This window comes from Paraburkholderia bonniea (assembly GCF_009455625.1).
GTDB lineage: Bacteria > Pseudomonadota > Gammaproteobacteria > Burkholderiales > Burkholderiaceae > Paraburkholderia > Paraburkholderia bonniea.
In genome coordinates this window covers 1,273,907-1,288,082 of sequence record NZ_QPEQ01000001.1, presented here as the reverse complement: position 1 = coordinate 1,288,082, position 14,176 = coordinate 1,273,907, and the positions used below count along the sequence as shown (strand labels likewise).

12 protein-coding genes and 1 pseudogene are annotated in these 14,176 nt (G+C 58.6%); 4 read left to right on the top strand and 9 right to left on the bottom strand.

Annotation, left to right across the window (positions count from 1 at the left end):
* Window positions 1-74: 74 nt before the first annotated feature.
* The 5 genes and pseudogenes from GH656_RS05625 to hrpA form a co-directional block, all read right to left on the bottom strand.
* Window positions 75-896 carry a competence/damage-inducible protein A gene (locus tag GH656_RS05625; protein ID WP_153074968.1) on the bottom strand — a complete coding sequence of 274 codons (822 nt, stop codon included), beginning with the start codon at window positions 894-896 and terminating at the stop codon, window positions 75-77.
* A 67-nt stretch (window positions 897-963) separates the two neighbouring features.
* Entirely contained in the window at window positions 964-1,818 is an 855-nt protein-coding gene (locus GH656_RS05620; RefSeq protein WP_153074967.1) for an EI24 domain-containing protein, read from the bottom strand.
* A 147-nt stretch (window positions 1,819-1,965) separates the two neighbouring features.
* Window positions 1,966-2,967: a sterol desaturase family protein gene (locus GH656_RS05615; RefSeq protein WP_153074966.1), complete on the bottom strand. Its 1,002-nt coding sequence runs from the start codon at window positions 2,965-2,967 to the stop codon at window positions 1,966-1,968.
* 71 nt (window positions 2,968-3,038) lie between these two features.
* A pseudogene (locus tag GH656_RS05610) lies at window positions 3,039-4,004 on the bottom strand (YVTN family beta-propeller repeat protein); the annotation flags it as partial.
* 108 nt (window positions 4,005-4,112) lie between these two features.
* Window positions 4,113-8,279, bottom strand: a complete 4,167-nt coding sequence (hrpA, locus tag GH656_RS05605; RefSeq protein ID WP_153074964.1) for an ATP-dependent RNA helicase HrpA — start codon at window positions 8,277-8,279, stop codon at window positions 4,113-4,115.
* Between the two features lie 23 nt (window positions 8,280-8,302).
* On the opposite strand from hrpA, the gene argA reads away from it, so the two are divergent.
* Both argA and GH656_RS05595 read left to right on the top strand, forming a co-directional pair.
* Entirely contained in the window at window positions 8,303-9,682 is a 1,380-nt protein-coding gene (gene argA, locus GH656_RS05600; protein WP_153074963.1) for an amino-acid N-acetyltransferase, read from the top strand.
* Window positions 9,683-9,737: 55 nt separating this feature from the next.
* Window positions 9,738-10,013, top strand: coding sequence for an oxidative damage protection protein (locus tag GH656_RS05595; RefSeq protein WP_153074962.1), 276 nt, complete (start codon window positions 9,738-9,740; stop codon window positions 10,011-10,013).
* Window positions 10,014-10,145: 132 nt separating this feature from the next.
* Here the strand turns inward: GH656_RS05595 and GH656_RS05590 are convergent, their stop codons facing one another.
* From GH656_RS05590 to GH656_RS05580, 3 genes are all read right to left on the bottom strand, one after another.
* On the bottom strand, window positions 10,146-10,724 hold the full coding sequence (locus tag GH656_RS05590; protein WP_153074961.1) for a TMEM175 family protein: 579 nt from the start codon (window positions 10,722-10,724) through the stop codon (window positions 10,146-10,148).
* A gap of 219 nt (window positions 10,725-10,943) precedes the next feature.
* Complete coding sequence (locus GH656_RS05585) at window positions 10,944-11,306, bottom strand: hypothetical protein (RefSeq protein WP_153074960.1); 363 nt, start codon at window positions 11,304-11,306, stop codon at window positions 10,944-10,946.
* A 206-nt stretch (window positions 11,307-11,512) separates the two neighbouring features.
* Window positions 11,513-11,659, bottom strand: coding sequence for a DUF3563 family protein (locus GH656_RS05580; RefSeq protein ID WP_153074959.1), 147 nt, complete (start codon window positions 11,657-11,659; stop codon window positions 11,513-11,515).
* 144 nt (window positions 11,660-11,803) lie between these two features.
* On the opposite strand from GH656_RS05580, the gene GH656_RS18265 reads away from it, so the two are divergent.
* Together GH656_RS18265 and GH656_RS05570 are read left to right on the top strand one after the other, a co-directional pair.
* Entirely contained in the window at window positions 11,804-12,274 is a 471-nt protein-coding gene (locus GH656_RS18265) for a heavy-metal-associated domain-containing protein (RefSeq protein ID WP_425495849.1), read from the top strand.
* 17 nt (window positions 12,275-12,291) lie between these two features.
* Window positions 12,292-13,206, top strand: a complete 915-nt coding sequence (locus tag GH656_RS05570) for a dTDP-4-dehydrorhamnose reductase family protein (protein WP_153074958.1) — start codon at window positions 12,292-12,294, stop codon at window positions 13,204-13,206.
* 229 nt (window positions 13,207-13,435) lie between these two features.
* Here GH656_RS05570 and GH656_RS05565 read toward each other — a convergent pair whose 3' ends face one another.
* Complete coding sequence (locus GH656_RS05565) at window positions 13,436-14,164, bottom strand: acid phosphatase (protein ID WP_153074957.1); 729 nt, start codon at window positions 14,162-14,164, stop codon at window positions 13,436-13,438.
* Window positions 14,165-14,176: the final 12 nt, after the last annotated feature.

The window sequence follows — 14,176 nt, the reverse complement described above, 5'->3', positions numbered from 1 at the left end:
CCGCCTTTAGCGCTGACACCATCAGCACCCAACCATTAACAACCGCACCGCAGATCAATCCGCTCTCAAGCGCATCACGGCTTGCCCGGGTGCTCCGGCTCGACGATATCGCCGCCCAGCGCATGCACACCCTCGCGTAATTTGACAAAAGCAGCCGCGACGGCTTCCGGCTCGCCTTTCACGCCAAGATCAATATGCCGCCGCGCGTAAATCTCACCGCGCTGCGCATCCCCCACGCTCGGCAGACTAAACACCCGCACCCCGGCAAAATCACGCTCGATTTGTTCCATTAACGGCGTCAGTGTCGATTCAGGCAGCTCGAACACCAGCAGCGATTTTTCGGCATGCGGCGTGGCGTGATGCAAATGCGCGTAATGCGTATCCAGCACCCATTCGATCATCGGCCAGGCCATCACTGGAAATCCCGGCACAAAGTGATGCCCCGCCACCGAGAACCCCGGAATCTTGTTATAGCCATTCGGAATAATCGACGCGCCTCGCGGAAAGACACCCATATTCAGCCGATGCAGGTTTTCGATCGAGGTGAAATCCACGGGCTCGGCCGCAGAGGCCGGATGCATCTCGCTGATCCTCTGCCGAATCAGCACGGCGGCCTCTGGATGAAGTTCAAGCGGCACACCTAGCGCCGCAGCCGCGCATTGCCGGGTTTGATCGTCCGGCGTCGCACCAATGCCACCGGTTGAAAACACGATATCGCCCGAGGCAAACGTGCGCTGCAATGTCGCGGTAATACGCACCGGATCGTCACCGATATATTCGGCCCACTCAAGCGCCAGTCCGCGCGCCTTCAGCAATTCGATAACTTTCGGCAAATGTTTGTCAGCCCGCCTGCCCGACAAAATCTCATCGCCAATGATGATCACCCCGACTGCCATGGCTGCCTCTTTCTGGATCTGGAAAACACACGGATAAAACCATTCATTACTGCGTCAACAACACCGCTCAGGACGGCAACTGCGGCAACTGCGGCGGTTGCTGCAGGGGCGGATCCAGCCAGTCCGGGTTCTGGCCGCGCATCCGCTGCAATGCGCGCAAGCAATATTCACCAAACCAGAGCGCCGAAAAAACCAGAATCAACGCGTACACCCACATCATCGCCAGCGTAATCAAAGGAAACAGCGCGATAAACCAGATAGATGAGATCCACAGCAATGACGGCAGCGTACCCAGCAACCCGCTGACAATACCGATCAGCAACAACGGCCAGCGGTAACGCTGCACGAGCGCCAGCCGCTCCTCGCGGCTGGCGTGCAGCGCGAGTGCGTCATACGTCATCACGCGATAAGTCAGCCAGCCCCAGAGCAGCGGCGGGATCAATGCAAAAAACGGCGGCACCAGCCATAACGGCAGCGTCAACACCAGCAGCACGACACAAACCAGCGTGGTCCATAGCGCATACGCGAGGCCGCCATACCAGGTGCCGCCACGCCGCATCTCCAGCCCGGAGAAGCGCCGCACCGACAGATAACGCACCACACCAGGCATCGACACCGTGGCGATCAGCAGCAACACCGTCACGACGATCAGCGGAATCGCCAGCACCATCACCAGAAACGGTGCCATCACCGAGCGCAGCGAGCTAAAGCCGAACCAGTCGAACAGGTGGTACAACGCCGTCGTGAACGACCAGCCATCGAGCCAGACACGGGCAACACCCGTCAGCATCTGCCACGAAAGCCAGAACACCCCGCCCCAGACGATCGCGGCCAGCGCGAACGGCAGCAAGGTCAGCCAGAGCATGCGCGGATGAAGCACGCTGGAAAGCGCACGGCCAAATGAGCGCAACAGATCATTCATGCGAGCGGGTACCAGAAAAAGGAGGGAGTCAAAGCAGAACGCGCAGGACGTGCAGAAAGCAGCAGGAAGAAACCAGCAAATGCCATGGAGAAAAACCGGGGAGTGCTGCCGGCCAAACCACCAGACAGCCTCCCAACGCAACCGTTGTCAGACAGCGGGCGCATCTTTATCTGCCGGGCCACGGCGCTTTGCCACCAGACGCGCGCCGATGCGCTTGAATGCCAGCCAGTGCTGGGCCCAGAAGCCCTCGCCATAGTGCCGGCCATCAAGCTGGTCAGCGATGCCGGTTGGCTCGGTGGCACGGCTCCAGGAGGCGCTGCCAAACAGCATGTCCCACCATGGAAACAGCACACCGAAATTACAGCCGTACTTCAAACCTTCGTGACCATAGCCAATCGCGTGATGACGCCGATGAAACGTCGGGCTGACAATCAAGCGCTCGCCCAGCCAGCCGAAATACAGCCGGATATTGGCGTGCTGCACGCTCTGCGCGAGATTAGTGAGCGCCACCAGCACCACGAACTGTGACGGCGACACGCCAATCAGCAGCGCGATAACGGCGAAAAACGATGCCTGCAGCAAATCGTCCAGTAAATGATTGCGGTCATCCGACCACAGCGACATCTGGCGCTGGCTATGATGCACCGCATGCAGCTCCCACCAGACGCCAATGCGATGCTGCCAGCGGTGATACCAGTAACCGGCGAAATCCAGCACCAGCAGATACATCACGAAAGTCACCAGCGGCTGGGTCGTCACGCCAGGCCAAAGGTTATCGAACTCGATGTTGGCAATGCCGCGCAGGCGCAACCAGCCTTGCACGTTGTCGAACAAGGGCTGCAATGCGAAGAAGAAAAACAGGTTCAGGAGGCCCAGCTTGGCGATCCAGGTGTAAATCACATCGACCCGCACGGCCTTGCGGCTCGGCCATTGCTCGGCAGGGCGCAACGCTTCCAGCGGGCGCAGCAGCACATACATCGTCAGCACTTCGAGCACGCCGATAATCACCCAGTACAGGCTGTCGTAGGTGTCCTCGTCGTAGCCCATCAAATCGAAGCGAAACAAAAACGGCTGCACCACGTCGATGTACAGCCACGTTTGCAACGTCGAAATAAAGCCGTCGATTGAAGAAAAAATCAGGTGGAACATAATGCCTGCCGCCTCCGGTTCAGCATGAAATACGGTCAGGCTCCGTTAGGAGCGGTAACGGGTGCGCGGTCAAAGAAGTAAATGCCGTGCGGCGAGCGTCCCACGGCAATCGTCTGGATCAGCTTGCGCGTGTTCAGGTCGATAATGCCCACCCGTTTGGCAAAGCGGAAAGTCACCCACAGATAACGCTTGTCCGCCGACAGTTCCATATCGTCCGGGCCTGGCAGCAAACCCGTGATATCGCCGGCATTCGTGAGATTTTCTTCGTCGATGATGCTGATCGTGCTGGCGACTCGATTGGACACCGCCACATGACGGCCATCCACCAGCGAGCGGAAGTTGTGCGCGCCCTTGCCGGTGGGAATCGTCTTGACGACTTTCTGGTTTTTCCAGTCCACCACCGCGACGTAATCTGCACCGGTCATGCCGATCAGCAGATATTTTTCCTCCGGGGTCATCCACAGCCCAGCGGGCACCTTACCGACCTTCATCTTCCATTTGACCGTCTGGCTCGGCAGATCAATCGCTGCCAGCTCGCCTGACACCTGCAGCGTGACAAAAACTGTTTTGCTGTCCCGGCTGAACGCCAGATGGCTTGGCATCACGGCCAGCGGCACACGCGCGACCAAGGTCGGATTGCGTCCGTCATAGCGGTAGATATCGACGCGATCAAGACGCAGACCGGCTGTCACGAGCCATTTACGGTCGGGCGAGAAGCCCAGTTGATACGGATCTTCGATGTTTTCGAGCCAGCGTTGCACTTTGCCGGTTTTCGGATCGACGAACATCAGGTTGTCTGATATCGAGTTAGCGACGATCAGCGAGGAATTGTCCGGCGTTGCCATCAGGTGATGCGGCTCCTTGCCCGTCGGCACGGTACCGACCACCTCGCGCGTCGCCTGGTCGATCAGGCTCAGCGTAGCTTCAGCGGAATTGAGCACAATCACGTTGTCCGCGTGGGCCAGTGGAGCGGAAAAACCCGTGACAGTAATAGCGATCAGCGTACTGACACAGGCAGAAACAAAAGAAATGCGCATAAAAACCTATTTCAAAAATCGTTGGTCATTGTAGAACGTTTGCCCTGGCAAGCGGTTGACGCAGCCGGTACCCGAGGAGATCTGTCCGAGCGCTCGGCTAGCGCCGAATCAACGCTGCATCGACTCCCACACCTTGTGCATCCGCTTGACCGACACCGGCATCGGCGTGCGCAACTCTTGAGCGAAGAGCGAGATCCGCAGTTCTTCCAGTAGCCAGCGAAACTCCCCCAGACGGGCATCCAGCACCCCACCGCGCTGCGCCAGCGCGCGCTGATACTGCTGCAGCAGCGGCTGAAACTCGGCGAACTGGCGAGCATCGCGGGCAGGATCAGCTTTCAGCTTGTCGATACGAAGCGCAATGCCCTTCAGATAGCGCGGGAAATGCGCCAGCTGCGCATACGGCGTGTCGATGATGAAGCGCTTACCCAGCAACCCATCCAGTTGATTTTGCAAATCCGCATGCGCTGCGGCATAGGGCTTGGCCTGAACCAGCTTTTTCCCTAGCGCGGCGTATTCGTTGAGAATCTGTCCGCCCAGCCGGGCAATTTCCTGCGCCAGCAAGGTCAAACGGCTACGCCCTTCGTCACGGCGCAGGGCAAAGCTGGCGTCATCGTCAGGCAACGGTGCCTGCAAGCAGGCCCGATCCAGCGCGGTATCCACCAGTTGGTCACGCAGTTCTTCCTGGCTGGCGCGCGGCATGAACTGCAACGCCATTTCGCGCAGCCCGGGCAAGTTTTTTTCCAGGTAGCGGATCGGCTCTTTCAGTTGCAACGCAAACAGCCGGCGCAACCCGGCACGGTGAATCCGCGCCGCTTCATCGGGCGAATCAAACACCTCGACGTCGCAATGCGCCCCCCGATCCACTAGCGCCGGATAACCATAGAGCGTCTGGCCGCCACGGCGAATTTCCAGCAGCTCCGGCAACTTGCCAAAACTCCACGTCGTGAGCTTTTCGTAAAGCGCAGTTGAGGGCTCGCCCGTCGCGGCTGGCGCGATGGTTTTCGGCTCAGACTGACGCCGCCCCGGCCCGGCCGTCACCGGCACACCACCCTTGCCTGCCGTGCCCGCCATGCCGCCCGCCACGCTTTCGCCAGGCCGCAGCACCAGCGCCGCATCGGCGAGTGCCAGGCCCGCCGCGCCGGTGGTTATTTTCTGGAAATGCTGCTGCGCCTGGCCGCCCAGCTCTGCGCGCAGTTGCGCCAGATTGCGGCCCATCGCCAGTTGCCGGCCATGCTCGTCAATCACCTTGAAGTTCATGAACAAGTGCGCGGGCAGTGTTTCCAGCTTGAAGTCCGATGATTTCAGCGCGACCTGGGTCTGCTCGCGGATATCGGCGATCAAGGTTTCGAGCAAGCCACCCGCGCCAAACCGCGCCCCGCCCATGCGCTCGACAAAGCCCGCGGCATACTCCGGCAACGGCACGCAGTGGCGTCGCAGTTTTTGCGGCAGCGACTTCAGCAGCAATTGGGTCTTTTCTTTCAGCATGCCGGTGACCAGCCACTCGCAACGCCGGGTATCGACCTGGTTGAGCGCATACAGCGGCACGGCCAGCGTGACGCCATCGCGCGGCGAGCCTGGCTCGAAGTGATAGGTCAGCCCCATCTCGACGCCCGCCATCGTCATGCGCTTCGGAAAGAGATCGGTGGTCACCCCGGCGGCCTCGTGCCGCATCAAGTCATCACGCGACAAAAACAGCAAACGCGAACGCCCCTCCGGCTGCCCACTCTTCACTATTTCATCCCGGTACCAGCGCTCGAACGCTGCGCCGGTATAGATCCCTGGCGGCAATGCCTGGTCATAAAAAGCGAAGATCAATTCATCGTCGACCAGCACATCCTGACGCCGCGACTTGTGTTCAAGCTGCTCGATCTCGGCTAGCAGCTTGCGGTTATGCGCGAAGAACGGCAGTTTCGTGTCGAATTCGCCCTCCACTAGCGCCCCGCGAATAAACAGCTCGCGCGCCCGCACCGGGTCCTGGCGGCCAAAACTGACACGCCGCCGGTGATACACCGGCAAGCCGTGCAGCACCGCCCGCTCATACGCCGACACCTGCGCCGCGCGCTTTTCCCAGTGCGGCTCGGACAGCGATTTTTTGAGCAAATGCCCGCCCACCCGCTCAAGCCATTCCGGTTCGATTTTGGCGAGGCAGCGCGCATACAGGCGGCTGGTCTCGACCAGCTCCGCCGCGATCACCCAGCGCCCGGCTTTTTTCACCAGCGCCGAGCCGGGCCAGAGATAAAACTTGATGCCACGAGCGCCGAGGTAATACGGCTCGTCATCCGCCTTTAAACCGATATTGCCCAGCAGCCCCGTCAACAGCGCCAGGTGAATCTGCTCGAAGGTCGCTTCGGTATCGTTCAGCCGCCAGCCATGCTCGCGCACCACCGTCAGCAATTGCGCATGCACATCACGCCATTCGCGCAAACGCAGCTGGGACAGGAAGTTCGCGCGGCAGGCTTCGCCCAGTTGGCGGTTGGATTTCTTATGCGCAATCGCTTCGTCGAACCATGCCCAGATCTTCAGCCATTGCAGGAACTCTGAACGCTCGTCGGCAAAACGGCGATGCGCCTGATCGGCTTGCTCCTGAGCCTCGACGGGCCGGTCGCGCGGGTCCTGGACCGACAGCGCGCTCGCAATGATCAGCACTTCGCGCAGCGCTTGCTGATCGCGCGCGGCGAGAATCATCCGCCCAACGCGAGGGTCCAGCGGCAGGCGCGCCAGCTCACGCCCGAGCGGCGTGAGCGCGTTGCTGTCATCCATCGCGCCGAGTTCATTGAGCAACTGATAGCCGTCGGCAATCGCCCGGCCAGGAGGCGGCTCAATAAAGGGAAAGGTTTCGATTGCGCTCAGATGGAGCGACTTCATGCGCAAAATCACCGCCGCCAGCGACGAGCGCAAAATTTCCGGATCGGCAAAGCGCGCCCGCGCCTGAAAATCATTCTCTTCATACAGCCGGATGCACACCCCATCCGCCACCCGGCCGCAACGGCCCGCGCGCTGGTTTGCCGCCGCCTGGGCAATCGGCTCGACCTGCAGTTGCTCCACCTTGTTGCGATACGAGTAACGCTTGACCCGTGCCAGCCCGGTATCCACCACATAACGGATGCCTGGCACCGTCAGCGAGGTTTCAGCGACGTTAGTCGCCAGCACGATGCGGCGCGCATTCGAGGCCCGGAACACGCGCTCCTGGTCAGCCGCCGACAAGCGGGCAAAGAGCGGCAGGATCTCCGTATGCGCCGGATGATGCTTGCGCAGCGCTTCAGCTGCGTCACGAATTTCCCGCTCACCGGGCAAGAACACTAGTACATCGCCCGGGCCCACCCGGCACAGCTCATCCACCGCATCGACAATCGCTTCCATCAAGTCACGGTCTTTGCCCGGCGCGCGCTGCGCGGGCCGGGCCCGGTCGCGCGACGCGGAACCCTCGGCAGCCTTCACGGCTGGGCTATCTTCCACCACCGGGCGATAGCGGATTTCCACTGGATACAAACGCCCGCTGACTTCGATCACCGGAGCGGGCTTACCCGCCTGGGAAAAGTGCTGGGCAAAACGCTCGGCATCAATCGTCGCGGAGGTGACGATCAGTTTCAGATCGGGTCGCTTAGACAGAATTTCCCGCAGATAGCCCAGCAGAAAATCAATGTTGAGACTGCGCTCGTGGGCTTCGTCGATGATGAGCGTGTCATAGGCGCGCAGCAGGGGGTCCGTTTGAGTTTCGGCGAGCAAGATGCCATCTGTCATCAGCTTGACCGAGGCACCCGCTGCCAGGTTGTCGGTAAAGCGCACCTTGTAGCCGACCACCTCGCCAAACGGCGTTCCCAGTTCTTCTGCGATACGACGCCCGGTTGCCGAAGCCGCGATACGGCGCGGCTGGGTATGGCCGATCAGCCCGGTGCCACCCGCACCCAGCCCGCGCCCGAGCGCGAGACAGATCTTCGGCAACTGCGTGGTTTTACCTGAGCCGGTTTCGCCGCACACGATCACCACCTGGTGCTGCGCAATCGCCTGCGCGATCTCGTCGCGCCGCCCAGAGACCGGCAGTGCCTCAGGAAAGGTAATCGGCGGCACCGGATTAGGCACCACGGCCACGCGCGGTGCACGTGGCGGATGCGGCACACGCGGCGCGGTGGTTTCGCGGGTAGGACGAGGCTGACGGGGAGGACGTGACACCGGAGGGGAACTCGCGGCCGAGCCACCAGGGCCAGGCTTGCGTTGTCGGGCATCAGGCGGCAGATTCGGGCTCGCCGGAGCGGGACTTTTGGGTACATTCGACATGGGGGCGCATTATAATCCCCGCCATGAATTCCCAATCCGACATTCTTCCCGCGCCGCCCGGCGTGCCAGCTAGCACTGGCGCTACTGACACGGGCTTGCCGCATGCGCAGTTCGTCAACTGGATGCGCTCCGTTGCACCTTATATCCACGCATTTCGCAACAAAACCTTTGTGGTTGGTTTTGGCGGCGAAGTCGTGCACCAAGGCTTGCTCAACGCCCTCGTCTCAGACATCGCGCTACTGCAGGCGATGGGCATCCAGATCGTGCTGGTGCATGGCTCCCGGCCACAGGTCGAAGAGCAGATGAGCCTGCATGGTGTGGAGTCCGAGTTTTCACACGGCATGCGTATTACCGACGCCCGCGCGCTCGAATCCGCCAAAGAAGCGGCTGGCGAAGTCCGGCTCGACATCGAAGCAGCGATTAGTCAGGGCTTACCGAATACACCGATGGCACATGCCCACATCAGCGTGGTATCGGGCAATTTCGTCACGGCGCGGCCGGTTGGCATTCTGGATGGCGTCGATTTCGCCCACACCGGTCTGGTCCGCAAGATTGACGCGGATTCCATCCGCCATTCGCTAGCCAGCCGCAAGCTGGTCTTGCTCTCACCACTAGGTTTCTCGCCAACTGGCGAAGCCTTCAATCTGGCGATGGAAGACGTCGCCTCAGCCGCCGCCATCGCGTTGCGCGCCGACAAAATCGTATTTTTGACAGAAACCGCCGGGCTGATGGATGAAGCAGGCGAGCTGATCCGCGAGCTCTCGCTGGACGACGCCTACCGGCTGCACGAAAGCGGTGAAGTACAAGGCGACGCCGGGTTCTACCTGAAGCATTCGATCCGCGCTTGCCGGGGTGGCGTAGCGCGCGCGCATATCCTGCCCTACGCGCTAGATGGCAGCTTGCTGCTTGAGCTGTTCCTGCACGATGGCGTGGGTACGATGATTTCCTACGAAAACCTGGAAAGCCTGCGTGAAGCCACCCCAGATGATGTGGGCGGCATCCTGACACTGATTGAGCCCCTCGAATCCGATGGCACCCTGGTACGGCGTGGCCGCCACCAGATCGAGCGCGATATTGATCATTTCTCGGTAATCGAACACGATGCCGTGCTGTTCGGCTGTGCCGCGCTTTACCCCTATCCACAGGAACGCATCGGCGAGATGGCCTGCCTCACGGTGGCCCCCGAAGCTCAAGGCTCAGGCGACGGTGAACGGCTCCTCAAACGCATCGAACAACGCGCGCGTGCGCGCGGCCTGACACGTATTTTTGTGCTGACCACCCGCACCGAGCACTGGTTCCTGAAACGGGGCTTCGTCAAGGTGACGGTGGACGATCTTCCAGAAGACCGCCGCCGGCTCTATAACTGGCAACGCAAATCGCTTGTCCTGATGAAACATCTTTGAGCCGCTTTTGCTTCAGCGCTCACCTCACACCCATTAATGACAGGAGAAGCACAGCATGACTCGTATGGTCCAATGCGCGAAACTCGGCAAGGAAGCAGAAGGTCTCGACTTTCCACCACTGCCGGGCGAACTCGGCAAACGCATTTACGAAGGCGTCTCGAAAGAAGCCTGGCAAGCGTGGCTCAAGCAACAAACGATGCTCATCAATGAAAACCGGCTGAATATGGCTGACCCGCGTGCGCGCCAGTATCTGGTTAAACAGACTGAGAAATTTTTCTTCGGTGAAGGAGCGGACCAGGCTACCGGCTATGTGCCCCCGCCGCAAAGCTGAAAACCGGGTTACAGCCAAAGCAATGGCATCATCCGCGCCGCGTGCGCGGATTTTTTTATCGTGGATTTAACGATTTAAGCTGGACAAAATCGAACTCTACATGCCATACGCCCCGATAAAAACCGGGGCATTTTATTCGACGCTTAAAGCGCTCTCGATACGCCGGTCCGGCACCAGCCAGATTGCTGCAGTCAAGGCATACAGCAACGCGGCAAGCCATGGCGCAACAAACGCCAGCCCCACACCGGCCAGATACAGACAAACCGAGACCCGGCCTTTCAAATCCCATCCCATTGCTTTGCTCAGCGGCGAATCAGCGCCGTGATGCCGCATCAAAACGTGAGTCAAGATGAAATACGCGATGGCGGCCATAAACAGCACGACGCCATACATTGCACAAGGCCACGCTGATAATGGATTTTTACCCACCCAATGCGTAACGGCCGGCAATAAGGAAAGCCAGAAAAGCAAATGCAGATTGGCCCATAAAACCGCGCCATTCACCTTTTGCACCGCATGAAACATATGGTGATGATTGCTCCAGTAAATGCCGACATAAATAAAGCTCAGCACATAGGCGCAAAAAACCGGTAATAGCGGACGCAAAGCAGCAAGATTCGCCCCTTCAGGCACCCGCAATTCAAGCACCATGATCGTGATGATGATGGCGATTACCCCATCACTGAAAGCCTCGACGCGTCCCTTGCCCATCTGCGCATTCCTTTTAGCGGGAAGCACGCGTAGGCCACGCGCCTCTCCTGGAAAAAAGATCGCCCGATATTTATGAGACAAGGCGTCCAGCAGCGGATTATGGCGAGGCCGATCTGACTTGTCGATTCAATCATGCCTAGAGCAGGTATCGACCTCGCTCGCAGGCTGACCACCCAGGCTGGTGCCAGCGGAACTGAAGCTGAAGCTCTGAAAGCCAGCCTATCTCGGCATCGGCCCAGGATAGGGCTGAGGATGAGGATGCGGCCCAGGATAAGGCGGCATAGGCATGCCCCCAGGCACACCAATGTACGGCGCAACGATAATCGGCCCACGGTCATTGGGAGCGAGCTCAGCCGGAGCGGCCATTGGCTGGGGCGCGGCGATCGGCGCGCGCACCAGTGGCGCAGTCTGGAGCATCAACCCGTTTTGACCATCATGGATGCCTTGCTGCGAATCAAGCACCACCGGCGGCCGGGCAGACGTACCCGAAGCCGCGACTGCGCCAGTCGCCAGCAAGGTAGACAGCAACACTGCGCCGAACCCAGCCCGTGCCAAACGAAGCGAGCAAATAACAGAAACCATGGAAAACAATCCGGTAAGTTTTAAATAGACAAGCGCCAGCGCAAAGCACCTCACCATAGCGCTCCCCCAACCTTCCGGCTAGCCCCAGCGCAACCGGAACACAAGCCACAGCGGCAGCAGATATGACAAAGCCCCGACGGGCGGGGCTTTAGATCTATCGCGGCGGCGAGCAGGCACTTACCGCAGACAGCTCCTTGAACGCATGCTTACAGCGAGTAGCCGTTGGCTTCCAGCGACCGGATACGCTGCTCAAGCTGGACGATATCCGTTGATGATGCGAGATAGGCTTCGCGGCGATTGCGCTCAGCACGTTCAAACCAGTTACTCAGATTTTCGAGAAAGTAGGCAAACATAATGTTCTCCAAGGATTAGATGTATCCCCGGTGGATCACTAATCAGGGATTACCCGAAAAAGGGTTAACCCGGATTATAGTCAGCCAGCGAAATTTAGCTAGGGGTATGCACTAGTTGCAGGCACACCACTTCGGTTGCGGTGCATGACGAACCCAACGCAAGCTATTGATTCAATTGAAATTATCTATACGCCCAGCGCCGCCAAAAAATTTTGCACCACAAGCGTGCAACTTCGTCGCCAGATTGCAACGCTCGAAGAACAACGGGCGCGCTCGCCAGTTCAGTGGCTGTTGGGGGCATCACACCATAGCACCGTGCCACCTCGCCGCCAGTGGATGCCTACGCGAAGGCATAATCCGGGCAGCACCATCTTGATCCCCAGCGTTGATCCCCAGCGAGCCCCTATGACCATTGAATTAACCGTAAAAGGCATGAGCTGCCAGCACTGCGTCGCTGCGGTGACTCAAGCCGTGCATGCGCTAGATGCCAGCGCCACCGTCAATATCGACCTGGCGGCCGGGCACGTGACGATCCACTCAACCCAGCCCAGCGATACCTTCTGCCAGGCGATCAATGAAGCGGGCTATACCGCTACCGTCGATACCAGCGCTTAAGTCGAAGGACCCACCCTATGTTTAAAGTCGCAGTGATCGGCGCATCCGGCCTGCTCGGACGGGCCGTGATAACAGAGCTGAAACAAAAGCGCGACTGGCAACTGGTTGCAACTGGTTTGAGCCGAGCCTCTTCAGGCAACGTGACGCTGGATATTCGGGACGAATCCGCCGTCACGCAATTTATCGAGCACGAAACCCCGGATGCCGTGCTGATTCTGGCTGCCGAACGGCGGCCAGATGTCTGTGAGCACAATCCATCTCTGGCACGAGCGCTGAATGTCGACGCGGTCCGCACCGTGGGCACCGCAGCCAAGCGAACCGGCGCATGGGTCCTGTCCATTTCGACTGACTATGTGTTCGACGGCACATGCCCACCTTACCGCTGCGACACCCCACCCGCCCCACTCAATGCTTATGGCCGCAGCAAACTGGAAGGTGAGCAAGCACTGTTAGAGACAAACCATGCTGGTTGCGTGCTGCGTCTGCCGTTACTGTATGGGCCAGTCACAGACTGGCAGGAATCTGCCGTCACCAGCCTGGTGCCACCCGTCATGGCCTCAGCCCGGACGACAGTAGATACACCAGCTGCGGCCATGGATGCGTGGGCCATTCGTTACCCGACCTTTACACCTGACGTCGCGGTCGTCATCCGTCAGCTTCTGGAACGCCATGTAAGTGGCAATACGGTATCCGGCCTGGCGCACTGGTCAGGCGATGAGCCAATGACCAAATACGATATGGCAATGCGACTGGCAAAGGCCTTACAGCTTGATGCACGCATTACAGCGGTGCATACACCGGCTAATCAAACGCCCCGGCCACGCAATTGCCATCTGGATTCCAGCCGGCTCGAATTAATCGGAATTGGACAGCGCACACCGTTTGATGTGGCGCTCAGGCAGATACTCACGCAATATCCCGGAAACGATTAAGCAAGACAGAAACTCCACTCTGATCCGCTCACAGTTCGGTATCACATCGGTCGTTTGGCTTTATAAAATTCGTGTTTCTGGCCATTTTATAGAGAAAAAAACTGCACCCACGAAACTCCATAACGCCAAATACAACGCCACCAATATGAATTAGTGGCATTGACAAATACAGAAGCATGACAAGGGCAGCACAGACATACCACACGCCCCTGAAGATTAATTGAAAAAATTAATTCCCCGGCGTATTTTCCTTAAATTCCGCTTTCGCAGCCTCAAGCGCCTTAATAAATTTATCGTTGTTATGCAAATCAGCCACGACTGCAGCGCCCATTAAGCGCCCATTATCAACATCGCTTTGCCAGTGCGCACCACACACCACCCGGCTTTGACCGAAGTCATAACCTCTTCTCAAGATTTCCGTTGTCCGCTCCGGATTGATTTCAGATAGCACCAAAGCCGCGGCCCATCCGAAAGACGCATGCCCCGAAGGGTAAGATCCCGTATTTTTCATTTTATTATCTTCTTCTGGCGTACACGTTTTGTCTCCATACATAACAAATGGCCTAACCCGCATGTAATGATTTTTAGCCGATTTCATCGCATGATCATGACTGTCCTGCAAAACACCTAATAGCAAGCGATAAAGTTTTGGCGTTTTTTCCTCCGAAATCTCCCGGCCAAAGGCACTGGAAAATATTGCATTTATGTTTTTGCAATTAGCATCACTAGCGGCCAATGCAACACGCGCATCGTTTTTCAATGAACGCCCGATTTCATAGTTCGCTTTATCGTTCAAAAAGGCCACCGTGTTCTCGGCGGGAGGCGGCGGCAAAATCGCCAAACTACTGGGCGCCGTTTCCGCTGTCAAAAAACCATCACTCCCTGCCGCCAGCAATGCTGCAGAATAAAATGATGCAGCGATGACCGTGAGCAATGCAATTTTTACCTTGATTTTCATATTTATCCAAAA